The 22,756-nt window shown below is 40.2% G+C and carries 22 protein-coding genes; 3 read left to right on the top strand and 19 right to left on the bottom strand.

Annotated features, from left to right (window positions below; genetic code table 11):
* Nucleotides 1-71 precede the first annotated feature (71 nt).
* The 6 genes from O3643_RS00180 to O3643_RS00155 form a co-directional block, all read right to left on the bottom strand.
* The gene (locus O3643_RS00180) at nucleotides 72-1,232 is read right to left on the bottom strand and encodes an ABC transporter substrate-binding protein (RefSeq protein ID WP_004252370.1); all 1,161 of its coding nucleotides are present in this window, start codon (nucleotides 1,230-1,232) and stop codon (nucleotides 72-74) included.
* 87 nt (nucleotides 1,233-1,319) lie between these two features.
* A complete protein-coding gene (locus tag O3643_RS00175; RefSeq protein ID WP_004252368.1) occupies nucleotides 1,320-1,589 on the bottom strand; it encodes a YlbG family protein in 270 nt (89 codons plus the stop codon).
* Nucleotides 1,590-1,664: 75 nt separating this feature from the next.
* The gene (clpP, locus tag O3643_RS00170; protein ID WP_006148124.1) at nucleotides 1,665-2,255 is read right to left on the bottom strand and encodes an ATP-dependent Clp protease proteolytic subunit ClpP; all 591 of its coding nucleotides are present in this window, start codon (nucleotides 2,253-2,255) and stop codon (nucleotides 1,665-1,667) included.
* Between the two features lie 160 nt (nucleotides 2,256-2,415).
* Nucleotides 2,416-3,045, bottom strand: a complete 630-nt coding sequence (upp, locus tag O3643_RS00165) for a uracil phosphoribosyltransferase (protein ID WP_004252365.1) — start codon at nucleotides 3,043-3,045, stop codon at nucleotides 2,416-2,418.
* An 89-nt stretch (nucleotides 3,046-3,134) separates the two neighbouring features.
* On the bottom strand, nucleotides 3,135-3,602 hold the full coding sequence (locus O3643_RS00160; protein WP_006155564.1) for a cytidine/deoxycytidylate deaminase family protein: 468 nt from the start codon (nucleotides 3,600-3,602) through the stop codon (nucleotides 3,135-3,137).
* An 18-nt stretch (nucleotides 3,603-3,620) separates the two neighbouring features.
* The gene (locus O3643_RS00155) at nucleotides 3,621-4,178 is read right to left on the bottom strand and encodes a TetR/AcrR family transcriptional regulator (RefSeq protein ID WP_004252362.1); all 558 of its coding nucleotides are present in this window, start codon (nucleotides 4,176-4,178) and stop codon (nucleotides 3,621-3,623) included.
* Between the two features lie 124 nt (nucleotides 4,179-4,302).
* Here O3643_RS00155 and O3643_RS00150 point away from each other — a divergent pair, with 124 nt between their 5' ends.
* Both O3643_RS00150 and O3643_RS00145 read left to right on the top strand, forming a co-directional pair.
* Nucleotides 4,303-5,148 carry a DegV family protein gene (locus O3643_RS00150; RefSeq protein WP_004252360.1) on the top strand — a complete coding sequence of 282 codons (846 nt, stop codon included), beginning with the start codon at nucleotides 4,303-4,305 and terminating at the stop codon, nucleotides 5,146-5,148.
* Between the two features lie 56 nt (nucleotides 5,149-5,204).
* On the top strand, nucleotides 5,205-6,380 hold the full coding sequence (locus O3643_RS00145) for an NAD(P)/FAD-dependent oxidoreductase (RefSeq protein ID WP_371498990.1): 1,176 nt from the start codon (nucleotides 5,205-5,207) through the stop codon (nucleotides 6,378-6,380).
* 41 nt (nucleotides 6,381-6,421) lie between these two features.
* Here O3643_RS00145 and O3643_RS00140 read toward each other — a convergent pair whose 3' ends face one another.
* The gene (locus O3643_RS00140) at nucleotides 6,422-7,162 is read right to left on the bottom strand and encodes a MerR family transcriptional regulator (RefSeq protein ID WP_371498988.1); all 741 of its coding nucleotides are present in this window, start codon (nucleotides 7,160-7,162) and stop codon (nucleotides 6,422-6,424) included.
* A 231-nt stretch (nucleotides 7,163-7,393) separates the two neighbouring features.
* Here O3643_RS00140 and O3643_RS00135 point away from each other — a divergent pair, with 231 nt between their 5' ends.
* A complete protein-coding gene (locus O3643_RS00135) occupies nucleotides 7,394-8,734 on the top strand; it encodes a sodium-dependent transporter (RefSeq protein ID WP_371498986.1) in 1,341 nt (446 codons plus the stop codon).
* A gap of 43 nt (nucleotides 8,735-8,777) precedes the next feature.
* Here O3643_RS00135 and manA read toward each other — a convergent pair whose 3' ends face one another.
* The 12 genes from manA to murD form a co-directional block, all read right to left on the bottom strand.
* Nucleotides 8,778-9,722, bottom strand: coding sequence for a mannose-6-phosphate isomerase, class I (gene manA / locus O3643_RS00130; protein WP_371498984.1), 945 nt, complete (start codon nucleotides 9,720-9,722; stop codon nucleotides 8,778-8,780).
* A 150-nt stretch (nucleotides 9,723-9,872) separates the two neighbouring features.
* Nucleotides 9,873-10,451 carry a DUF3592 domain-containing protein gene (locus tag O3643_RS00125; RefSeq protein ID WP_004252350.1) on the bottom strand — a complete coding sequence of 193 codons (579 nt, stop codon included), beginning with the start codon at nucleotides 10,449-10,451 and terminating at the stop codon, nucleotides 9,873-9,875.
* Between the two features lie 102 nt (nucleotides 10,452-10,553).
* Entirely contained in the window at nucleotides 10,554-12,329 is a 1,776-nt protein-coding gene (spxB, locus tag O3643_RS00120) for a pyruvate oxidase (RefSeq protein WP_006148113.1), read from the bottom strand.
* A 332-nt stretch (nucleotides 12,330-12,661) separates the two neighbouring features.
* Nucleotides 12,662-14,884: a heavy metal translocating P-type ATPase gene (locus tag O3643_RS00115; RefSeq protein ID WP_371498982.1), complete on the bottom strand. Its 2,223-nt coding sequence runs from the start codon at nucleotides 14,882-14,884 to the stop codon at nucleotides 12,662-12,664.
* Nucleotides 14,885-14,893: 9 nt separating this feature from the next.
* On the bottom strand, nucleotides 14,894-15,265 hold the full coding sequence (locus O3643_RS00110; RefSeq protein WP_036755394.1) for a cupredoxin domain-containing protein: 372 nt from the start codon (nucleotides 15,263-15,265) through the stop codon (nucleotides 14,894-14,896).
* 10 nt (nucleotides 15,266-15,275) lie between these two features.
* On the bottom strand, nucleotides 15,276-15,671 hold the full coding sequence (locus O3643_RS00105) for a CopY/TcrY family copper transport repressor (protein ID WP_036755397.1): 396 nt from the start codon (nucleotides 15,669-15,671) through the stop codon (nucleotides 15,276-15,278).
* A 216-nt stretch (nucleotides 15,672-15,887) separates the two neighbouring features.
* Nucleotides 15,888-17,024: an L-lactate oxidase gene (gene lctO / locus O3643_RS00100; protein WP_006151769.1), complete on the bottom strand. Its 1,137-nt coding sequence runs from the start codon at nucleotides 17,022-17,024 to the stop codon at nucleotides 15,888-15,890.
* 244 nt (nucleotides 17,025-17,268) lie between these two features.
* Complete coding sequence (pyrE, locus tag O3643_RS00095; protein ID WP_371498980.1) at nucleotides 17,269-17,901, bottom strand: orotate phosphoribosyltransferase; 633 nt, start codon at nucleotides 17,899-17,901, stop codon at nucleotides 17,269-17,271.
* 31 nt (nucleotides 17,902-17,932) lie between these two features.
* Entirely contained in the window at nucleotides 17,933-18,634 is a 702-nt protein-coding gene (pyrF, locus tag O3643_RS00090; RefSeq protein WP_371498978.1) for an orotidine-5'-phosphate decarboxylase, read from the bottom strand.
* Between the two features lie 207 nt (nucleotides 18,635-18,841).
* Nucleotides 18,842-20,107, bottom strand: coding sequence for a cell division protein FtsQ/DivIB (locus tag O3643_RS00085; RefSeq protein WP_371498976.1), 1,266 nt, complete (start codon nucleotides 20,105-20,107; stop codon nucleotides 18,842-18,844).
* Nucleotides 20,108-20,116: 9 nt separating this feature from the next.
* Complete coding sequence (locus O3643_RS00080) at nucleotides 20,117-21,175, bottom strand: UDP-N-acetylglucosamine--N-acetylmuramyl-(pentapeptide) pyrophosphoryl-undecaprenol N-acetylglucosamine transferase (RefSeq protein WP_371498974.1); 1,059 nt, start codon at nucleotides 21,173-21,175, stop codon at nucleotides 20,117-20,119.
* A gap of 1 nt (nucleotide 21,176) precedes the next feature.
* A complete protein-coding gene (gene murD, locus O3643_RS00075) occupies nucleotides 21,177-22,529 on the bottom strand; it encodes a UDP-N-acetylmuramoyl-L-alanine--D-glutamate ligase (protein WP_371498972.1) in 1,353 nt (450 codons plus the stop codon).
* Between the last annotated feature and the right edge of the window lie 227 nt (nucleotides 22,530-22,756).

Raw genomic sequence — 22,756 nt, 5'->3', positions numbered from 1 at the left:
AATAATCCCTTTATAAACACCGAAACAGGGAGTGAGTAAAAGCTCATTCCCCATTTACGATATCTATAAAATTAAGGTTTTACGACTTCTGCCGCATCTACTTTACCATTATTCATGGTCATCATGAAGGCTGTTTTCACAGTGTTATGATCTGCATCAAAGCTTGTTTGACCTGTAACACCTTCGAAGTTTTGTGTTTTAGCAAGATTGTTCTTGATATCAACTGAAGTTTTTGCACCTTTTGCAGCATTAGCTACAAGGTAAACTGAGTCATAAGCAAGAGCTGCAAATGTTGAAGGATCTTCGTTATATTTTGCACGATAAGCTTCAAGGAAGGCTTTTGCTTTATCTGAAACATCAACAGTAGTTGAGAATCCTGAGATGAAGTAGATATTTGATGCGCGTTCAGCAGTTGCTTGTTGAACAAATTCTGCACCGTTAAATCCGTCACCACCGATGATTGGCTTATCAATTCCCATACCACGAGCTTGGTTTACAATCTTACCAGCTTCTGTGTAGTAACCTGGCAATACGATTGCATCAAAGTCTTTATCTTTGATTTTTGTCAAAGCTGCTTGGAAGTCTGTATCTCCTGATACAAATGTTTCGTCTGCTACGATTTCACCTTTGAATGAATCACGGAAAGATTTTGCAATACCTTTAGCGTAGTCACTTGAGTTATCTGTATACAAGACCACTTTCTTAGCGTTCAATTTGTTTGAAACGTAGTTTGAGATGATTTTTCCTTGGAAACTATCTTGGAATGTTCCGATGAAGAGGAAATCTTGACCTTTTGTCAAACCATCTTGAGTAGCACTTGGAGAAATCAATGGAACTCCAGCTTGTGTAGCATTTGCTACTGCTGCTGCAGTCGCACCTGAAGTCGCAGGTCCTACGATAGCTGCTACCTTAGATTGAGTCACAAGGTTTGTTGAAACAGAAGCAGCTTCAGCAGTTTCAGATTTGTTATCTTTGTCGACTACTTCGATTTGTTTTCCATCGATACCACCTGCTGCGTTGATTTCATCAACTGCAAGTTGAGCACCCTTTTGCTCAGAAGTACCGTAAGATGCTACAGCACCAGTTTCTTCGAAGTTGAAACCAATTTTTACAACTTTTTCATCAATTGGGTTACCAGTTGTGTTTGAAGCTCCTGACTTCACTTCCCCACAAGCTGCTAAAAGAGCTGTACTTGCAAGAGCTACAAGTGACAATGCAAATTTTTTCTTCATGTTTATCTCCTTTTAATGTTCAATTTAAATTACATGTTAAGAATATACCGAATTATCAGAAAATTGTCAACAAGTTTCTCTCACTTTTTAAATGATAACGTTTTCGCTAGTTTTATATAGGTTCCCAACGAAAGGAGTTTCCAATTCTTGAATATGACAAACTCTCACTTTCTTGATAAATTTCTCTTTTCCTAAACGATTTACCAGCTCTTCTACTTCCTCTGTTGGAACATAAAGTTGTAGGTAACGATGTTTTTTTGAGTGGTAACAAATATCACCATAATTTGCGAGTTTTTTAGCATCGCGATTATAGTATAAATAGATAATCAGACCAGACCGATTCTCTTTTTGAAACATAATTCAACTTCCTTCTTACAATCTTCCTTCTATTATATCAAAAAAAACAAGCTCAGTCGAGCTTGCTTTAGTAGTTTAATTCAACGAATTATTGGCCATAATTTCGTCAATAAAACCGTAGTCAAGAGTTTCTTGAGCGCTCATCCAGTAATCACGTTCAGCATCTTTATGAATTTGCTCAACAGATTTGCCAGAATTATCTGCTAGGATTTGCTCCAAAGTCTTACGAGTTTTAAGCAAGTGTTCAGCAGCGATGGCCATATCAGTCTGCTGAGTCCCACCACCTGTACCACCCATTGGTTGGTGAATCATGTATTCTGCATTTGGAAGCATGAAACGTTTGCCCTTTGCTCCACTTGAAGCAATAATTGTACCCATTGAGGCTGCCATCCCCATAACGATAGTTTGGACATCTGCCTTAATAAAGTTCATGGTATCAACAATCGCCAAACCAGCTGATACAGATCCACCTGGTGTATTTACATAAAGGTAAATATCTTTTGTACTATCTTGAGCATCCAAGAAAAGCAATTGGGCGATAACTGAGTTTGCCATATTGTCTTCGACTGGTCCAGTCAACATGATAATGCGGTCTTTAAGAAGACGTGAGTAAATGTCATACGAGCGTTCTCCACGACTTGTTTGTTCAATAACTACAGGAATCATTCATTTCTCCTTTTGATATCTAATTTCTTTGTTAATAGGATTATTATATATCCTTGGTCAAAAAAGGTCAAATTTTTGCTCTATCCTACTAACAGATACAAAAATTTAACCTCCTTTCAAAACTAAGACTAGGCTTTAGTCTCAATATCACTTTAGAATCTTATTTTGTTCCGAACAAGCGGTCTCCAGCATCTCCAAGACCTGGAACGATGTAACCATGTTCGTTCAAGCGTTCATCCAAAGCTGCTGTAAAGATTTCTACATCAGGGTGTGCTGCTTGAAGTGCCTTCACACCTTCTGGAGCTGATACAAGGCAGACAAACTTGATGTTTGAAGCTCCACGTTTTTTGAGGGAGTCAACAGCCAAAATCGCTGATCCACCTGTTGCAAGCATAGGATCAACTACAAAAATTTGACGTTGGTCAATATCTTCAGGTAATTTTACCAAGTATTCTACTGGTTGAAGGGTTTCTTCGTCACGGTACATACCAATGTGACCAACTTTTGCTGCTGGAACCAAACTCAATAGTCCATCAACCATACCAATACCTGCACGCAAGATTGGGACAATCGCCAATTTTTTACCAGCCAACTGTTTTTGAACTGTTTTTGTGATCGGTGTTTCGATTTCTACATCTTCAAGTGGAAGATCACGAAGCACTTCATATCCCATCAACATTGCAATCTCGTCTACTAGTTCACGAAAAGCTTTTGTAGAAGTGTCAGTGCGACGCAAGATTGATAATTTGTGTTGAATCAGTGGATGATTAATAACTTCAAGTTTTCCCATTTTCAGAATTCCTTCTTTCAATTTATTCTTCTTATTATATCAAAAAATGGTTTAAAAAGCTTTCTAAACCATTTATTTTTTTATAATTTCTAGATTAGGTGAGCCTCTTGGAGAGCTGCCTGCACTGTTTCAAGTGGTAGGTGAGTTAATTCTGTTCCCTTTTCTTGATAAAGGTGTTGGGCATAGTCATCCATACGGTATTGATTAATATAAACCACACGCTCACATCCTACCTGAAGCAATTGTTTTGTACAGTTGAGGCATGGAAAATGAGTAACGTAAGCTGTAAAGCCTTTAGGAACTCCACGCTCTGACCCTTGTAAGATAGCATTCACTTCTGCATGAAGAGTGCGGACACAGTGGCCTTCAATCACCAGACAGTCATGATCTATACAATGCTCTGTTCCTGATACAGAACCATTATAGCCTGTTGAAATAACCTTGTTATCCTTGACTAAAACAGCTCCTACCTTGGCACGTTTACAGGTTGAGCGATTGGCAATCAATAGAGCTTGAGCAGCAAAATACTCATCCCAAGCTAGTCTTTTTTCTGTCATAGCATTTCTCCTCATGTTTTATTTTTTGAAAAATGGCAGGCGTAGATCTGCGATTTTTTCAGCAGGAACCTTCATTCCATCCTTGATCCATTTAAGCAAGACCGATACGATGGCCGAACTCCAAAAAGAATGCAAGTAAGAGCTAACTCCTTTAGATTTTCCATAGTATTTTTCTAGAAATTCTTGCATGGCTTGCACAAAGATTTTTTCTAAATGATAGTCCAAGGCAAGCTGAATAACCTTGGCTTCTTTCTTGGCTTCTCTAAAGAGGTGAACCCATACGAGATAAAGGTCTGTTTTAACATCGTAATGACTCAATTGCTCCATGATGTTATGGACGCTACGTTTAAAGACACTTTCTAAAATCTCTTCTTTTGAATCATAGTTTCGATAAAAAGCTGCACGAGAAACGCCAGCACGCTTGACTAACTCAGAAATGCTGATCTTAGCCAACTCCTTTTTCTCCAAGAGTTGCAAAAGAGCTGTTTCAATCGCTTCTCTGGTTAGCAAATTAGATTCTTGATTTGATTTTCTAAGGTTTTCAAGCGATTTTTCAGATATTTTACGTTCAGACATAACAATTTCTTTCTACTTGTGACAACAGAGAGGTACTACTTTTGTTTCAAGGGCTTTCATGATATAATTGTAAAAAAAGACAGAACCTTTGTCAATGTATAAGTGATAAAGATGGAGAATTTCTATGACTTGGAAGATTGTAGCTGACTCTGGTTGTGATTATCGCCAGCTGGAAAACCTTGCTTTTGATACTGAATTTGTCAGTGTTCCCTTAAAGATTCAGGTAGCAGATCAAGTCTTTGTCGATGATGCCAATCTGGATATCGATAAGATGATGGAAACTATGTATGCGACTTCTGAAGCTTCAAAATCAGCCTGCCCTAGTCCTGATGATTACTTACGAGCATTCGAAGGTGCCAAACATATTTTTGTAGTGACTATCACTGGAACTCTCTCTGGTAGCCACAATAGTGCTCAATTAGCTAAGAATATCTATCTCGAAGAACACCCTGATACTCAGATTCATGTCATCGATAGCTTATCAGCTGGTGGGGAAGTTGACTTAATCGTCGAAAAGATCAATGATTTGATCAACCAAGGACTTTCTTTTGAAGAAGTCGTTGAAGTGATTACTACTTACCAAGAAAAAACGAAGTTGTTGTTCGTTCTTGCTAAAGTGGATAACTTGGTTAAAAACGGTCGATTGAGTAAGCTTATTGGTACAGTTGTCGGGCTCCTCAATATTCGTATGGTTGGGGAAGCAAGCGAAACCGGAACCTTAGAACTCCTCCAAAAAGCTCGTGGCGCTAAAAAGTCTCTTCAGGCTGCTTATGAAGAGTTAATCAAAGCTGGCTACGCTGGTGGGCGTATCGTCATGGCTCACCGCAGCAATGAAAAATTCTGTCAACAGCTCTCAGAGCTCTTACGAGAAAAATACCCACAAGCTGACATTAGAATCATCCCAACTTCTGGGCTTTGCAGTTTTTATGCAGAAGAAGGCGGGCTCCTCATGGGATACGAAATCAACTAATAAATCTGACAAGAGATGTCTAATCATCTCTTGTTTTTTTATGGTACAATACTCTTATGAAACATTTTGATACTATTGTTATCGGAGGTGGCCCTGCTGGTATGATGGCTACGATTTCCAGTAGCTTTTACGGGCAGAAAACCCTTCTCATTGAAAAAAATCGGAAACTTGGAAAAAAATTAGCTGGAACTGGCGGTGGTCGTTGCAATGTAACCAACAACGGAACTCTAGACGATCTACTCGCTGGCATCCCTGGAAATGGACGCTTTCTTTATAGCGTCTTCTCCCAGTTTGATAACCATGATATCATCAACTTTTTCACGGAAAATGGAGTCAAACTCAAGGTAGAAGACCACGGACGTGTCTTCCCAGCCAGCGATAAATCGCGAACCATTATCGAAGCCTTGGAAAAGAAAATCATTGAACTAGGCGGGCAAATTGCTACTCAAACAGAGATTGTTTCTGTTAAAAAGATAGACGACCAGTTTGTCCTTAAGTCCGCAGACCAGACCTTTACTTGTGATAAACTCATCGTCACAACTGGTGGCAAATCCTATCCTTCTACTGGTTCAACTGGTTTTGGCCACGAGATTGCCCGTCATTTCAAACACACCATTACCGAGCTTGAGGCTGCTGAAAGTCCCTTATTGACAGATTTTCCTCATAAGGCCTTGCAGGGAATTTCCCTAGACAATGTGACTCTAAGCTATGGCAAGCACGTCATCACCCATGATCTGCTTTTTACCCACTTTGGTTTATCTGGTCCCGCTGCTCTGCGTATGTCAAGCTTTGTCAAGGGTGGCGAAATCCTATCTTTAGATGTCTTGCCACAACTTTCTGAAGGCGACTTAATAAATTTTCTAGAAGAAAACCGTGAAAAATCCTTAAAAAATACCTTGAAATCTTTGTTGCCAGAACGCTTGGCAGAATTCTTTGTCCAAGGATACCCTGAAAAAGTTAAACAGCTAACTGAAAAAGAACGGGACCAACTTGTCCAGTCTATCAAGGCACTCAAAATCCCTGTGACAGGAAAAATGTCCTTGGCTAAATCCTTTGTGACCAAAGGTGGCGTTAGTCTCAAGGAAATCAATCCTAAAACGCTGGAAAGTAAACTAGTACCTGGTCTTCACTTTGCTGGCGAGGTACTGGATATCAATGCCCACACAGGTGGCTTTAACATTACTTCTGCCCTCTGCACCGGATGGGTGGCAGGAAGTCTACATTATGATTAAACTTTAAAGTAAGAAATCGGCAGAGATTACTCCGCCGATTTTTATTTTGTCTGAGTTTTAACATAGTGGGCAATAACATCTGAAGTGTATTGAGCTGTTCCCTTTCCAAACTTATCAATGTTTTCCTTGAACTCTGGATTATAGACATAGCCTTGGCCGATATAACCGAAGACCTCGATAGAGCAGTCAAATCCATAAGTACGAATAGCTTGTAAGAGCTTGGCTGCTTCCTCTTGATTTTCAGATGCTGTTATCGGTAGACCAGCTTTGAGATTTTGAGCCAAGGCTTGAAAGACTTGATTAAAGGCTGATGTAACCTCATCCTCTCGTCCTTTTTGACGATCAAGGGCTTGATCCATGACTTCTTGGCCATACTTGTCTACCGCCTCTTGGTGGTATTTTTGATTGTCTTGGTAGCTAAATCCAGTGAATTTTTCTTGAATGGTCATTTTTATTTCTCCTTTTTGTTCTTGAATGGTTTTTTGTAAGGTTGAAATTAAGGTATCCAGATGTTGCCTCTCCTGGGTTAAATAATCCAACTGTCTAGTTAAATGTGACAATATATCTGTCGTATCTTCCTTCAATAACTCTGCTATTTTTTCTAAAGAAAAGCCTAGATACTTGTAATAGAGGATAACCTGAAGTCGTTCTAAATCCTCTTGACTGTATGTTCGATAGCCATTTTCTGACTTTAACGGAACTAAGAGTCCAATCTTATCATAATGGTAGAGGGTCTTGACGGAGACACCTGAAAGTTGCGCAGCTTCTTTGATATGGTACATGATTTCCTCCTCACATGAATAGTATATCCCCTTACCTTAGGGTAGAGTCAAGTATTTTATCATATTTTTTATGAAAACATGAAAATCGCTTTCTTGACAGGCTTCAGAAAACATGATAGGATAATCAAGTCTATCAATCAAATAAAAGGCTCTTAAAGAGCAATTGAGAGAGGGCTATTTGACAACTCAAGTAGCCTTTTCTTATTTTAAAAATAGATTGGAGTTTTAACGATGTCTGAAAAATCGCAATGGGGCTCAAAACTGGGCTTCATCCTTGCATCTGCTGGTTCTGCTATTGGTCTTGGAGCTGTTTGGAAGTTTCCTTATATGACCGCTGCCAATGGTGGTGGTGGATTTTTACTGGTCTTTCTTATCTCGACAATTTTAATTGGTTTCCCTCTTCTACTGGCTGAGTTTGCCCTTGGTCGAAGCGCTGGCGTGTCAGCAATCAAAACCTTTGGCAAGCTTGGAAACAATCAAAAATATAACTTTATTGGTTGGATTGGGGCCTTTGCTCTTTTCATCCTTCTCTCATTTTATAGTGTAATTGGGGGTTGGATTCTGGTATACCTTGGTATCGAGATTGGAAGATTATTCCACCTAATCGGAAATGGAGATTATGCCCAGCAATTCTCTTCCATCATTTCTAATCCAGTTATTTCTTTAGGAGCCCAAGCAGCCTTTATCTTCTTAAACATTTTCATCGTATCACACGGCGTTCAAAAAGGTATTGAAAGAGCTTCTAAGGTTATGATGCCCCTACTTTTTATCATCTTTGTCATTATTATCGTGCGTTCTCTTAGCTTACCAAATGCCATGGAAGGCGTCGTTTACTTCCTCAAACCTGACTTTTCAAAACTAACAAGTGCTGGACTTCTCTATGCACTGGGTCAATCTTTCTTTGCCCTATCCCTTGGAGTTACAGCCATGTTGACTTACGCTTCCTACCTAGACAAGAAGACAAATCTGTTCCAATCAGGAATGTCCATCGTTGCCTTGAACATCTCAGTTTCTATTATGGCGGGACTTGCGATTTTCCCTGCTATGTCAGCCTTTAATATCCAATCTGAAGGTGGACCGAGTCTCCTCTTTATCGTGTTGCCGCAACTCTTTGACAATATGCCTTTTGGTACTATTTTCTATATTCTCTTTCTCTTGCTTTTCCTCTTTGCGACGATAACTTCCTCAGTCGTTATGCTTGAGATCAACGTTGGAAATATCACCAACCAAGACAATCGTAAGCGTGCTAAGTGGAGCATGATTTTAGGGGTATTGACTTTTGTCTTTGGTATCCCTTCGGCCCTATCCTATGGTCTTATGGCTGATGTCCATATCTTTGGGAAGACCTTCTTTGACGCCATGGATTTCTTGGTTTCCAACCTCCTCATGCCTTTCGGTGCTCTCTGCTTGTCCCTCTTTACAGGCTATATTTTTAAGAAAGCATTAGCCATGGAGGAACTTCATCTTGATAAAACACCATGGAAACAAGGACTTTTCAAGTTCTGGATTTTCCTTCTTCGTTTCATCATTCCAATTATCATCATCGTGGTCTTTATCGCCCAATTTATGTAAATAGAAAAAAGGACTTGAGAATATCTCTCAAGTCTTTTCTTTTTTATGGATGGCTAACAATCAATTCTAAATCTGATCCTTCCAAAGTCCAAGCCTCAACATCGCTTGGAAGGATAAAGTGGCTACCTTTTTGAATTGGATAGTCTTTTCCGTCTACAGTCAGTTTCCCTTGACCGGCCAAGACACTCAACAAGCTGTAATCAGCCGTCTTCTCAAATTCAACTTTTCCTGTGATTTCCCACTTGTAGACAGCAAAGAATTCATTAGAGACAAGTAAGGTTGAACGCAAATCATCTGCTTTGACAGTCACAGGACGGCTGTTTGCAGGCTCACCAATATTCAAAACATCGATTGATTTTTCGAGGTGAAGTTCACGCAAGTTGCCATTATCATCCTTACGGTCAAAGTCATAAACTCGGTAGGTAGTATCACTAGACTGTTGCGTTTCAAGGATTAAGATACCTGCACCGATAGCGTGCATGGTTCCGCTTGGTACATAGAAGAAGTCTCCGGCCTTAACAGGTACTTTTGTAAGCAAGGCATCCCAGTTCTTATCCTCGATTTGCTGGCGGAGTTCTTCTTTTGACTTGGCATTGTGACCATAGATAATCTCTGAACCCTCATCTGCAGCGATGATGTACCAGCACTCTGTCTTTCCAAGTTCGCCTTCATGCTCTAATCCGTAAGCATCGTCTGGGTGAACTTGGACACTGAGCCAATCATTGGCATCTAAGATTTTAGTCAAGAGTGGAAATACAGGCTCAGGACGGTTGCCAAACAACTCACGGTGTTCTGCATACAAAGTAGCGAGGTCTGTTCCTTCATAGCGCCCATTGGCTACCTTAGACACTCCATTTGGATGAGCTGAGATTGCCCAATATTCTCCGATTTTTTCACTAGGAATGTCGTAACCAAACTCATCACGTAGTTTAGTCCCACCCCAGATTTTTTCTTGCATTACAGAATTTAAAAATAACGGTTCTGACATCTTGATCTCCTGTCTGATTTTTCTCCCTTCATTATAGCAAAAAAAGAGTTCCAGTTGAACTCTTTTTCATATCTTATAAAGTAGGGAGAAGATTTTATAAAAATAGTAACGATATGGATTTCATACTTTCGAAAAATCTACCAGAAACTATTAGTTCACAAGATTTGGAAGAATGAACACTATAAAGAAAGCTAGAGCAACCATCAGAAAAACAAGGAAATAAACTAAACATTTAGTCAGCCATGCATAACGACCTGGTTTTAAAGGTCTTTCTACATAGGAATGTTTTGGTTTCTTAGGATCATAATAAACAGTTACCTTTCCTCCAATTGGAAATCGTTCCATTAAAGGTGATTTTGTTAAAGAGATGAAACTGTTCCTATAAATCTTGTATCTTAAAACCTGAGGAATTTCCCCATCTTCAAAATTATCCATTTTGACATCAGATACGATTGAATCTAAGGGAGTACTGATTGTATTTGAAATCGCATATAGAAATTTCGGTCCTAAAACCTTGTATTGGTTCCCATCAACAGTGTACTCGACAACTGGCAGGCTAATTCCATTATAAAGAGCATAGGAATATCGGATAATAACTCCTTCCGTTCTTTCGGTACATCTCTTGGCATTTCTGTAATTACTAAAGATAAAAATGTCGAACATGAAATAGGTGAAGGCAGCAAAGCCTAACGACATTAAGCCAAATAATAGAAAGAAAGTTGTTGGCATCTTTTTTCTCCTTAAAATATCATGATGCATCTATTTTAACAGAAAATACATAAAAAGAAAAAGACCGGATTGCTCCGATCTTTTTAATTTCCATGAGAGGAATTATTTAATTGCGCGTGATTGCAATCCTTCTTCTTCCAAGAAGAGGCGGAATGGTACAAGCTCTTCAGCTTCGTATTTTTCCTTGAAGGCTTTGATTGCTTCTTCTGAGTGTTGTTTTGGATCCAACTCAAGTACTTCTACTGGAAGTGGACGATGTGGAGTGATGTGAGCATCGATCACAACTGTCTTACCTTCTTTATTCAATTTAACAGCTTCTGCAACGACTGCATCGATGTCTTCGATACGGTCAACTGTAAATCCTACAGCACCTTGTGCTTCAGCGATTTTCGCATAGTCAGCATTAGGGAAGTCACAACCAAACAAGTGTTTGTTTGTGTCCTCGTATTTGTCCTTGATGAAGGCATATTTACCATTTGAGAAGACAACGTTGATAACTGGAAGGTCGTATTGAACGTTTGTGATAACGTCTGGGTAGCACATGTTGAATGCACCGTCACCCATGATGTTCCATACTTGGCGATCTGGATTGTCTTTCTTAGCAGCGATACCACCAGGAAGGGCAATACCCATTGTCGCAAAGAGTGGAGATGTGCGCCACATGTTCTTAGGTGTCATGTGAAGGTGACGAGTAGATGTTTGAGTAGTGTCACCTACGTCGATTGAGTAGATAGCGTCTTGATCAGCATGTTTGTTGATTGCATTGTAGACTTGGTACAATTGCAATTCACCCTCAGTTTTACCTTCGAGTTTGTTCATGTAATCACGCCAGTTTTGGTTGTTCTTCACGTTTGCACGCCACCATGGAGTAGACTCAACTGGGTTTACTTTATCAAGGATAGCTTTAGCTGCTTGACCTGCATCACCAAGGATAGAAGCGTCAAGAGCGTGACGTTTACCAAGTTTGTAAGGGTCGATATCCACTTGGATGAATTTTTCAGTGTTTTTGAATGCTTCGTAAACTTCAGCAAATGGGAAGTTTGAACCAAGGAAAAGAACTGTGTCTGCTTCAAAGACCACTTCGTTGGCTGGCTTCCAACCAACACGGTAAGCAGAACCTGTCAAACCTTCGTAGTTCCATTCGAAAGCTTCAAAGTTTTTACCAGTTGTGATGATTGGTGCTTTGATTTTACGTGACAATTCAGTGATCACTTCACCAGCTTTAACACCACCGTAACCAGCGTAGATCACTGGGCGTTCAGCGTTGTTCAAAATTTCAACAGCTTTATCAATTTCAACTTCGTTCAAAGCAGGAGCGATGAATGAACGCTCGTATGAACCTGAACCGTAGTATGAGTTTTCGTCGATTTCTTGGAAACCAAAGTTTACTGGAATTTCAACGACAGCTGGACCTTTTTTAGAAACGGCAGCACGGCAAGCTTCGTCAATCACTTTTGGTAATTGCTCTGCGTAAGCTACACGTTTGTTGTAAACAGCGATACCGTTGTACATTGGGTTTTGGTTCAATTCTTGGAAGGCATCCATGTTCAATTCGTTAACTGGACGTGATCCAAGGATAGCAAGGAATGGAGTGTTATCCATAGCTGCATCGTAAACACCGTTGATCAAGTGAGTTGCACCAGGTCCACCTGAACCAACTGCAACACCGATAGATCCACCAAATTTAGCTTGCATAACCGCTGCAAGAGCACCTGTTTCTTCGTGGCGAACTTGCAAGAAACGGATATCTTTGTCTTCAGCCAAAGCGTCCATAAGTGAGCTAAGTGTTCCTGATGGGATACCGTAGATAGTATCTACGCCCCATGTTTTCAATACGTTGAGCATTGCTGCAGATGCAGTAATTTTCCCTTGAGTCATAATGATAACTCTCCTTCAAAATAATTTCATATATTTACAAAAAACGCTTTTATATGTTATTTGAAAACGATTCAGTAAATTTACAATCCTAATTTATCACATTTGATTTTAGATTTCTAAGTATATGCTCAGAAACTTTCATTCTCTATTACAGTACAGTTTGGAAGCGGTTTGAAAATCTGTTTTAGAATAGAAAAAAGCGGTTAAGACCGCCTTTTTATACTCAATGAAAATCAAAGAGCAAACTAGGAAGCTAGCCGCAGGTTGCTCAAAGCACAGCTTTGAGGTTGCAGATAAAGCTGACGTGGTTTGAATTTGATTTTCGAAGAGTATTAATCGACTTTAGTAAAATTAAGCATAAGAGAGCTGATTAAAACAGATACTGAACTAAAGGCCATGGCCAATCCTGCAAGTTCTGGATTGAGTACCAAACCAAGACCAGAAAACACTCCTGCTGCAATCGGAATACCAATGAGGTTATAGATAGAAGCCCAGAAAAGATTAAGTAGAATACGATTAAAGGTCTTCTTACTCATATCAAAAGCACGTGCCAATCCTAGTAAATTGTTGGTTGTAAGGACAAGATCTGCTGATTCAATGGCAATATCTGTCCCAGAGCCCATGGCAATTCCGACATCCGCTACACTGAGGGCCGGCGCATCATTGATACCATCTCCAACAAAGGCCAATTTGCCATTCTTTTGAAGCTTGTGAATTTCATGTGCCTTTTCCTCTGGCAAGACATTTGCAATCACTTCTTCTATCCCAATTTGCTCTGCAATCGCATGCGCTACTCCAGCATTATCTCCGGTAAGCATGACCGTTCTAAGGCCACGTTTTTTCAATTTGGCAATAGCTTCTTTGGCATTTTCCTTAGGGACATCCTGCAAGGCAATTAAGCCTTTTAACTGACCATCCACGGATAGGAAGACAACTGTTTTTGCTTCTTTTTCAAGCAAATCAAATCGTTCTTGATAATCATGTGGAATAGCAAGGTCAGCTAAAAGTTTAGCATTACCCAGCAAGACTTGTTTACCATTAATAATCCCAGTCACACCTTTTCCATGCAAGGCTTGGAAGTTTTCCACTGGGTAAAGGCTAATTCCTAGTTCAGATGCACGATTAACAATAGCTTGAGCTAGCGGGTGTTGAGATACATCTTCCAGTGAAGCAGCCAAACTTAGCACTTCTCTTTCATCACCAATAACATCTGTCACTACTGGCTTCCCTTCGGTCAAGGTTCCTGTCTTATCAAAAACAACCGTTTGGACTTTTTGGATCTCCTGTAAAACTGTACCATTTTTGAGAAGAATCCCCATCTTGGCACTTCGTCCTGTTCCAACCATGAGTGCTGTCGGTGTCGCGAGTCCTAGTGCACAAGGACAGGCAATTATCAAAACAGCAACTCCGTAGAGAAGTGACGTCACAAAGCTATCTCCAAGTAAAACAAACCAGACCCAAAAAGTAAGAAGTCCTAAAATGACAACTGCTGGTACAAAAATCCCAGAAATCTTGTCTGTCAAATCTTGAATAGGAGCACGACTCGTTTGCGCTTTTTTCACAAAGTCCACAATCTGAGCCAGCATAGTCTCAGAACCAACTTTTTCAGCTCTAAAGATGATCGTACCACTATTATTGATGGTTGAACCAATGACAGCATCTCCAACTGATTTATCGACTGGAATACTTTCCCCAGTCACCATTGATTCATCAATACTCGTTTCACCTTCTAAGACAATACCATCAACGGCAATTTTTTCACCTGGTCGAACGCGAATGAGATCCCCAACTTTGACTTGTTCTAGAGGTATTTGAACATAAACATCATCACGCAAAACCTCTGCTGTTTTTGCTTGTAGGTCTAATAATTTTTCGACTGCCTGCGAAGTATTTTTTCGCATTTTTTCCTCAAAAACTGCTCCCAAAAGAATGAAGAAGAGGATAAATGCAGCACTTTCAAAGTAAACGGGCAGACCAGTGAATAGGGCAACTAAGCTATAGAAATAGGCCACTAGGGTTCCCAGAGCAACCAAGGTATCCATGTTGGAATTGTGCTTTTTAAAACTAGCCCAGGCGCTTCTGATATATGGAACTCCAGCTACCAGCATAATGGGTGTTGTGGCTAAAAAGGTGCCCCAACGCATGACTTGGTGACTAATTCCTCCTGTAGACATCCCAATCATGAGAATCACAAGAGGCACAGTAAAGATACTAGTAATCCAAAAACGTTGTAAAAGACTGAGAGATTTTTTAGTTTTTTCAACAACAGTATATGTTCCCTTTTGCATCTTCATGCCGCATGAAAATTCATGCTCGCCCAAGTCTTGAGGCGTAAAGCGAATGACTTTTTCCTCGTCTTGAGCGATTGGTTCTAGAATCCCTTCTTCTTCGAAGAGAATTTCCTTATAGCAGTTTGATGGTGTCACACGGTGAAAGGTAATCTCAGCAGGAATCCCTTTTTGCAGTTGAATGTGGGCTGGATGGTAGCCTTTGTCTGCCGTGATACGGATTTTTTGAACGCCATTTTCAAGGCTTGCTTTTACAATTTCTGTCATATCATTCTCCTATTCTACAATCATCTTACCGTGCATCATATTCATGCCACAAGAGAAACCATACTCACCTGCTTCTTCAGGTGTGATTTCAACCACATATTGGTCTCCCATAGGTAGATCTGCATGCACTCCAAAGTCTGGAAAAACGATTTGGTCCAAGCAAGGTGAAGGATCTTTTCGATCAAAAATAATGCGAGCAGGTTGCGATTTTTTGAGGATAATAGTTCCTGGAGTGTATCCCCCCATGACTTCCACTCGAATTTCTTGATAGCCATTTTTTTGCTGGGCTCTCTTAGCATCTTCTTGCGGTTTTTTGAAAAACCAAAAGAGGATAAAAGCAATCATTCCTAGAATAACAATAGATACAAATAGATTTAACATAGCGTCTCCTTTACATACAATTACATCTTACTTCTGCCACAGCACTTGCTTTTTTCTTTGAAATCACTTCTTCCAAGCCTTCCAAGTCAGCTAGGGTAAAGTCACATTCTTCAATCAAATCAGCAAGTAACTGCTTGATCCTGCGGGAACAAAGCTTGTCTTTGATATCCTGGACAAGTAACTTCTTGCTATCTTCCTGTGTCAACAGGGCTGAATAGATAAAGGACTTGCCCTGTTTTTCCCGAGTCAAACATTCCTTCTCCACCAAACGAGCCAAGAGTGTCTGGATCGTGGATTTGGACCAACTGAACCTTTTCTCTAATACTTTTATGAGATCAGTACTAGTCTGTTCTCCCTGCATCCAAATAATCTTCATGACCTGCCATTCTGCATCCGAAATCTGCATCAGCACACCTCCAAAATCTACATTTGTCAATTACAATTATCAGTATACTCTTAAAATCTACATTTGTCAACTAAATTTCCTAAAAATTTTTAAAATAGTTTAAAATGTATTAAATTTTTTCTTATATACTCGTTAAGTTCACTTTTTAAACTCTCTTTCATGTTTACAAAAACATAACTCAAAAACCTCCACATGGAGTGGAGGTTTATTTTACTACTAATACAATTTTAAATCATGTGAATCAGCTGGGAAACTTGGATCATATGGATTGTGACGAAGCTTGAATCGTTTCACATCTTCAATTGTCTGTGTTCCAGATAACTGCATAACTGTCTTCAATTCATCATTCAAATGTTCAAAGACTTGGCGTACACCAACACTACCACCAAGGGCTAAACCATAAATGACAGGTCGTCCAATGGCTACTAAGTCGGCTCCAGAAGCCAAGGCTTTAAAGACGTGCTGACCACGACGAACACCAGAGTCAAAAACGATTGGCACACGTTTATTTACTGCTTCAGCCACTTCTTGTAGCGAGTCAAAAGCAGCCGGTCCACCATCAATTTGTCGACCACCGTGGTTGGTTACCCAAATACCTGAAGCCCCTGCATCCAGTGAGCGTTCAACGTCTTCACGACATTGTGGACCTTTGACATAAACAGGAAGTCCTGAGTATTCTGCGATAAACTCTACATCTCGTGGAGATAGGCGTTGTTTGGCTGATTTATAGACATAGTCCATTGACTTACCAGCACCTTGAGGTAGGTATTCTTCTACGATAGGCATGCCAACTGGGAACACAAAACCGTTTCGTTTATCTACCTCACGGTTACCTCCAACTGTCGCATCTGCTGTCAAGACAATAGCCTTATAACCTTCTGCCTTGACGCGATCCATAATGTGACGGTTAATGCCATCATCTTTACTAAAGTAGAATTGGAACCAATGAGGTGTACCTTGAAGGGCTTGAGAAATTTCTGGCAGGTCAACTGTTGAGTAGGAGCTAGTTGTATAGAGTGAACCGAACTCGTGTACTCCACGCGCAGTCGCAACTTCTCCTTGCTCATTAGCTAGTTTATGGGCTGCAACAGGTGCCATAATGATTGGTGAAGATAGTTTTTCACCATCAAATTCAATCTCTGTGCTTGGGTTTTCCACATCACATAAGGTCCGAGGAACAATGAGTTTGTGGTTAAAAGCTCGGATATTCTCTCTCAAAGTAAAGGTATCTTCTGCTCCACTAGCGATATAACCAAATGCCGCCTTTGGAATAACTTGTTGCGCCATTGGCTCTAAATCATAGGTGTTAATGAAATCTACAAGTCCTTCTGCATTGCTTGTTTTATATGACATAAAATATCCTCCTTGTCGAGTAAGCGTTTACTTTTGTTTACTAGAATAGTTTAAAACTTTTTCATAATGTTTTCAAAAAATTTGTCTATACTTTTTATCATAATGGTAAACAGATTAAGAACTAGAAGTTAAAGATGATACAGATTCACTCCGCCTATCCTACTCTAAACAGAGACTATGGTTATAAACCTTCCATTAAATAAAAAACTCAGGTAGTTCTTAGAATACCTGAGTGTCTATCTATTTATACATTTTGCCAATTTTCTTGGTCTTCTTTAAAGCGTTTAAGGAGAGCAAGTCCTTCTGGTGTAATGTAACCTTCTTCTTGGGCTAGGTGGATAAGCTCACTGTAGTTTGAAAGTGTCACCAGTTTGACACCAGCATCCGCAAAGTTTTTATCTGCTTTTGGTAATTGATAGCTGAAAATTGCCACGACACCAAGCACATCTGCTCCTTCACGTTTGGCTGCTGCTACGGCTTCGAGAACCGAACCACCAGTTGAAATCAAATCTTCTACAACGACCATCTTTTGTCCTTGAGCTACACGGCCTTCGATTTGGTTTCCTGCTCCGTGGTCTTTTGGTTTGCTACGGATATAAGCAAATGGCAGATTCATCTTGTCAGCGATGATGGCACCGTGTGGGATACCCGCAGTCGCTGTTCCTGCAATCACTTCTACCTCTGGGAATTCTGCCTTGATGGCTTCCACAAAACCATTCTCAATCAAGGTACGTGTCTCTGGGTAGGCAAGCGTCACACGGTTGTCCGTATAAATCGGTGACTTGATACCTGATGCCCAAGTGAAGGGCTCTTCTGGTTTAAGGTAAACAGCTTGAATTTTCAATAGATGGCTAGCAATGTCTTTAGCAAGTGTCATGGGATTCTCCTTTGTATTTTTTACTTTATTCTTATTTCCAGTCTTGTGTCCATTCATCCTTGATAGCATGATAAGCTACTACTGGATCAGTGGCTTGAGTGATTGGGCGTCCGACAACGATATAGTCGCTACCAATTTGATAGGCATCTGCTGGTGTCATGACTCGTTTTTGGTCTCCAACAGCGGCTCCAGCAGGCCGAATACCTGGTGTCAGACAGATAAAGTCTTGGCTAGTAGCTTCTTTGATGAGTTTTACTTCTTGAGCTGAACAAACCACTCCATCTAAATCTGCTTCAGCAGTTTTCTTGGCATAGTGAATAACCGATTCTTGAAGACTGGTTTGAATATTTTGAAAGTCTCTCATTTGCTCCTCAGAGGTTGAAGTTAACTGAGTGACAGCAATCAATTTGGCTTCTTTCCCAAGGCCTTCACGCGCAGCCTTCATCATCTCAACGCCACCTGCTGCATGAACATTGGTCATATCAACGCCCAGATGAGACAAGACCTTCATGGCTGATTTGACCGTATTTGGAATATCATGGAGTTTAAGATCCAGAAAGACACTATGTCCCAAACCTTTCAGATAAGAAACAATCTCAGGTCCTGTAGCATAATAGAGTTCCATACCTACCTTTAGATAGAGGCTCTCCCCTGCTGGAAAAAGAGCTAAAAATTGCTTGACTGCCTCAAAACTTGGAAAATCAAGAGCAATAACTGGACGAGCTTCGCGCATACTTTTCTCCTTTTACCTTTGTTAGCTAGAGAGTATGAAAAAAGGAACCTGCCTACAGCAAGGTTCCACGAAAAATGGGTAGTCTCCACCCTTTCACCGTCTAACCTTAGCTGCCTCTCTGGACTGCTTTAAAGGTTTTTTACTATTCTATTATTTAAAGCGGTACTTGTCAAGTAAAAACAAGTAACTGAACGAATCATCTGAAAGTTAGCGACTCTGTGTTGTTTGAGTCGTCTGTGTTGTTTGATCTTGATTTCCTTGCTCAGCTTGTTTTTTCTTCTCTTCTTCCTGCTTCTTCTTTTCCTCTTCTTTGGCTTTGACTCTTTCGTCATCCAGAGCCTTATCCACTAGACTATAGCTATAGATACCGACCTCCATGTCAATACCGCTAGGAACTGTTAACTGTGGTTTTATCTTACTATAGTAAGGTAACTTCTTCCCTAGTTCTGATAATGGCACCAAAATCTCGTCTGTATCATACATGGTAATCTTTAGAAGGTCACTTGTTACCTTACTTGGTGCAAGTTCAATCTTCTCAATCTCTTGCTTAATTTCTGGACTAACTTCATTTAGCTGAGAAATTAGGGTTTTAATCTGTTCCTCATCGTTAAATAAAACAGATATGTATTTCTCAGGTAAGTTGTCAGAACTAACGGCAGTTGATTCAATGCTTCCACTAGATAAGATTGGATAATAGCTATCTCCAGAAACAGAGTAGGCCGCAATCTCAAATTCCTTCACTTCAATGGTGAAGTGAACTGGAAATTGATAAGTTATCTTAGCCGATTCAATCCAGTGATTTGATTTGACCATTTCCGCATGCTTATCTTTATTTAAGAGCAAGCTGATTGTATAGTCACTGTCACGAATGCCAGAAGCTTCTTTGACTTGGTCTGCACTTGTCTGAACCGTCCCTGTAACTTCAATATGTTTCATTGTAGCTAGAGGACTTAGTAGATAAATAGACAAGAATAAGATTATAAAACTAGGGACGAGGATCGTAACTGCTCGCCAGATATGTATAGAAGGAATGGCCGGTTTTGGAGGTTTACTCTTGGTTTTTACCTTTTTCTGTTTCTTAACCTTTTCGTCAGCTTTTTCTTTCTCTACTTGATCCTGACTCTTAGAGTCTTCTTGAGGAGTTTCCTCCGAATCTTTCTCTTCATTTGAAGTCTCATCGCTAGTATCCGAATCCTTCTCTTCAGATTTTTCGGATTCTTCGGCCACTTCTTCAGAACTCGTAGAGTTTTCTTCCGTTCTTTTACTCAAATACTCCTGGTGTTGTTTTTGCCATTCTGACACTTCTTGAGCGCTTTCAGAAGACTCTGATACTTGTTCTTCTTTTTCACGTGCTTCTTCTTCGGCACGTTTCGCCTCTTCTTCAGCTTTTTTTTGAAGATATTCTTGATTTCGTTTTTGCCACTCTGACAATTCCTTGCCTTGAGTGTCCTGATTCTTTTTATCCTTTGACATCAATTTTCCTTATGATAAATCTTTTTTGAGTAGCTCATAAAAATCTGCCACAGATTTTAATTCCTGAGAATTCTTCATCTTGTTTTGGTAAATCTCTTTGTTGGTCAAGAGTTGATTTACTTTTTCTTCTAAAGTTGACAAAGTCAAATCGCTCTCTTGCAACTCCTCAGCATAGCCTTTCTTCACAAAATAGGCTGCATTTTCAATCTGATCTCCACGACTGGCTTCACGCCCCAATGGCACAATGACGTGCAATTTAGCCATAGCAAGGAGTTCAAAAATCGTATTGGCACCACCACGAGTGATGACCACATCAGCCATATTCATGAGTGGTTGATAGAGTTCCGTCGCATAGTCAACACGGTAGAGGTTTGAACTTAGTTCATTTAAACTAGCATCACCTGTCAGGTTAATGATATTATAGCGACTAGTCAGCTCTTCCTTGTGGTCTGTTACTAGTTGGTTAAAGACACGCGCCCCAGCAGAACCTCCAACAAATAGAAGAGTTGGTAACTTGTCGTTGAAAGAAGTTCGGATATCCACCATTTCTTCAGGTTCTTCCATAACTGGACCAGAAACCTTGGTCACAGCTCCTACATGTTCTACCTTAGTGAGACTAGACGCTTGCTCGAAAGTAGAGTACATCTTAGTCGCAAACTTATAGGCAATTTTATTGGCCAATCCCATAGAGAGATCAGACTCGTGGATGAAGACTGGTACTCTGCATACTCGCGCTGCGATAACAGGCGGAACAGATACAAATCCACCCTTAGAAAAGAGGGCTTGTGGACGAACTCGAAGCATGATAAAGAGCGATTGAAGAATTCCAAAAGCAACCTTAAAGACGTCAACCATATTATGCCATGAGAAATATCGACGTAGTTTCCCTGTTGCAATCGAATGGAAGGTAACATCTAAACCTGACTTGAGAATTTCATGATGCTCAATCCCATTTTTATCACCAATATAGTGGACTTCCCAGCCATCTTCGATGAACTTAGGCATTAACAAAAGGTTGAGGGTAACGTGTCCAACCGTTCCCCCACCAGTAAATACTATTTTTTTCATATTATCCCTTTAACTCCGCTACAGTGTCGATGAAAAGATCTCCACGTACTTCAAAGTTAGCATACATATCCCAGCTCGCATTAGCAGGACTGAGGAGAACCACATCTCCTTCTTCCGCAAGTTCAGAAGCCTTGCGAGTTGCGTCTGCAATATCAGTCGCGTCGACATAAGCCACACCAGCCTTATCCGCTGCACGTTTGACACGCTCTGCAGACTGACCGAGGATGACCATTTTCTTAAGACCAGTGATGTCTGGAACCAATTCGTCAAACTCATTACCACGGTCCAATCCACCAGCAATCAAGATAACCTTGCTATTATCAAATCCTGACAAGGCTTTTTGAGTTGCTAAGATATTGGTTGACTTGCTATCGTTGTAGAATTTAACGCCATTGATTTGGTCTACAAACTGGAGACGGTGTTTAACTCCACCAAAGGCTGACAAAGTTTCCTTGATGGTTTCATCATCAACGCCACGCAGTTTAGCAACGGCAATGGTTGCAAGAGCATTTTCCACATTGTGACTACCTGGAACACCGATTTCATCAGCTGCCATGACTTTTTCACCACGGAAGTAGAGAAGACCATCTTCAAGATAAGCTCCGTCAACCTTTTCAAGTGTTGAGAATGGTATTACAGTCGCATTTGTCTTTGTCGCAAGTTCTTTAGCTAATTCCTGGTTGAAGTTCAATACTAAGTAATCAGCCGCTGTCATATTGCTTTGGATATTCCACTTGGCTGCCACATAGGCTCCAAAAGAACCGTGATAGTCAATATGTGTTGGCATAAGGTTGGTGATAACAGCAATTTCAGGATGGAATTCCTGGATTCCCATTAATTGGAAAGAAGAAAGTTCCATGACAAGGGTATCCTTATCTGTCGCAGTTTGAGCAACCTGACTAGCAGGATAACCGATGTTACCTGATAAGAGTCCATTTTGTCCTGCAGCAGTCAGAACTTCACCAATCATGGTTGTGGTCGTTGTCTTACCATTTGAACCAGTAATACCGACGATTGGTGCATCAGAAATCAAATAGGCCAACTCAACCTCTGTCAAGACTGGAATACCTTTTTCTAGAGCTTTTTCAATCATAGGATTGCTATAAGGAATACCAGGGTTTTTCACCATGAGGGCAAAATCTTCATCCAACAATTCCAAGGGATGCCCCCCAGTTACAACCTTGATACCATCTTCCAAAAGACTTTGTGCTGCTGGATTTTCCTCAAAAGGCTTGCCATCATTAACCGTTACAATGGCTCCCAACTTGTCCAAAAGACGAGCTGCAGACTCACCTGATTTAGCTAAACCTAGGACTAATACTTTCTTATTTTCAAACTGATCAATTCGTTTCATATCTAGAACTCCATTTCTACTCTTACTATTTTACCATTTTTATGAAAATAAAAAAGCCACAAAGGGCTTTCTTATTTGTTTTTTGTTATTTGAAAACTCAATTATCAAGTTTAGCATCTTTGTTAAGGATTTTTTTCTACCAAGAAACATAAAAAAGCGGACAAGATCTAGTTCTGTTTCTTGAAACTAGTTTGTCCACTTTTTATAGTTGAGATTGTTTTCTTGTC

Source organism: Streptococcus sp. 20925_1_44, assembly GCF_041432435.1.
GTDB lineage: Bacteria > Bacillota > Bacilli > Lactobacillales > Streptococcaceae > Streptococcus > Streptococcus infantis.
The sequence above is the reverse complement of the archived record's forward strand: the minus strand, read 5'-3'. Positions and strand labels throughout refer to the sequence as shown.

What these genes read in the sequence shown, in the direction of transcription:
- O3643_RS00180 (WP_004252370.1), bottom strand. Translation starts at nt 1,232, where the DNA reads ATGAAGAAAAAATTTGCATTGTCACTTGTAGCTCTTGCAAGTACAGCT.
- O3643_RS00175 (WP_004252368.1), bottom strand. Translation starts at nt 1,589, where the DNA reads ATGTTTCAAAAAGAGAATCGGTCTGGTCTGATTATCTATTTATACTAT.
- clpP (WP_006148124.1), bottom strand. Translation starts at nt 2,255, where the DNA reads ATGATTCCTGTAGTTATTGAACAAACAAGTCGTGGAGAACGCTCGTAT.
- upp (WP_004252365.1), bottom strand. Translation starts at nt 3,045, where the DNA reads ATGGGAAAACTTGAAGTTATTAATCATCCACTGATTCAACACAAATTA.
- O3643_RS00160 (WP_006155564.1), bottom strand. Translation starts at nt 3,602, where the DNA reads ATGACAGAAAAAAGACTAGCTTGGGATGAGTATTTTGCTGCTCAAGCT.
- O3643_RS00155 (WP_004252362.1), bottom strand. Translation starts at nt 4,178, where the DNA reads ATGTCTGAACGTAAAATATCTGAAAAATCGCTTGAAAACCTTAGAAAA.
- O3643_RS00150 (WP_004252360.1), top strand. Translation starts at nt 4,303, where the DNA reads ATGACTTGGAAGATTGTAGCTGACTCTGGTTGTGATTATCGCCAGCTG.
- O3643_RS00145 (WP_371498990.1), top strand. Translation starts at nt 5,205, where the DNA reads ATGAAACATTTTGATACTATTGTTATCGGAGGTGGCCCTGCTGGTATG.
- O3643_RS00140 (WP_371498988.1), bottom strand. Translation starts at nt 7,162, where the DNA reads ATGTACCATATCAAAGAAGCTGCGCAACTTTCAGGTGTCTCCGTCAAG.
- O3643_RS00135 (WP_371498986.1), top strand. Translation starts at nt 7,394, where the DNA reads ATGTCTGAAAAATCGCAATGGGGCTCAAAACTGGGCTTCATCCTTGCA.
- manA (WP_371498984.1), bottom strand. Translation starts at nt 9,722, where the DNA reads ATGTCAGAACCGTTATTTTTAAATTCTGTAATGCAAGAAAAAATCTGG.
- O3643_RS00125 (WP_004252350.1), bottom strand. Translation starts at nt 10,451, where the DNA reads ATGCCAACAACTTTCTTTCTATTATTTGGCTTAATGTCGTTAGGCTTT.
- spxB (WP_006148113.1), bottom strand. Translation starts at nt 12,329, where the DNA reads ATGACTCAAGGGAAAATTACTGCATCTGCAGCAATGCTCAACGTATTG.
- O3643_RS00115 (WP_371498982.1), bottom strand. Translation starts at nt 14,884, where the DNA reads ATGACAGAAATTGTAAAAGCAAGCCTTGAAAATGGCGTTCAAAAAATC.
- O3643_RS00110 (WP_036755394.1), bottom strand. Translation starts at nt 15,265, where the DNA reads ATGTTAAATCTATTTGTATCTATTGTTATTCTAGGAATGATTGCTTTT.
- O3643_RS00105 (WP_036755397.1), bottom strand. Translation starts at nt 15,671, where the DNA reads ATGCAGATTTCGGATGCAGAATGGCAGGTCATGAAGATTATTTGGATG.
- lctO (WP_006151769.1), bottom strand. Translation starts at nt 17,024, where the DNA reads ATGTCATATAAAACAAGCAATGCAGAAGGACTTGTAGATTTCATTAAC.
- pyrE (WP_371498980.1), bottom strand. Translation starts at nt 17,901, where the DNA reads ATGACACTTGCTAAAGACATTGCTAGCCATCTATTGAAAATTCAAGCT.
- pyrF (WP_371498978.1), bottom strand. Translation starts at nt 18,634, where the DNA reads ATGCGCGAAGCTCGTCCAGTTATTGCTCTTGATTTTCCAAGTTTTGAG.
- O3643_RS00085 (WP_371498976.1), bottom strand. Translation starts at nt 20,107, where the DNA reads ATGTCAAAGGATAAAAAGAATCAGGACACTCAAGGCAAGGAATTGTCA.
- O3643_RS00080 (WP_371498974.1), bottom strand. Translation starts at nt 21,175, where the DNA reads ATGAAAAAAATAGTATTTACTGGTGGGGGAACGGTTGGACACGTTACC.
- murD (WP_371498972.1), bottom strand. Translation starts at nt 22,529, where the DNA reads ATGAAACGAATTGATCAGTTTGAAAATAAGAAAGTATTAGTCCTAGGT.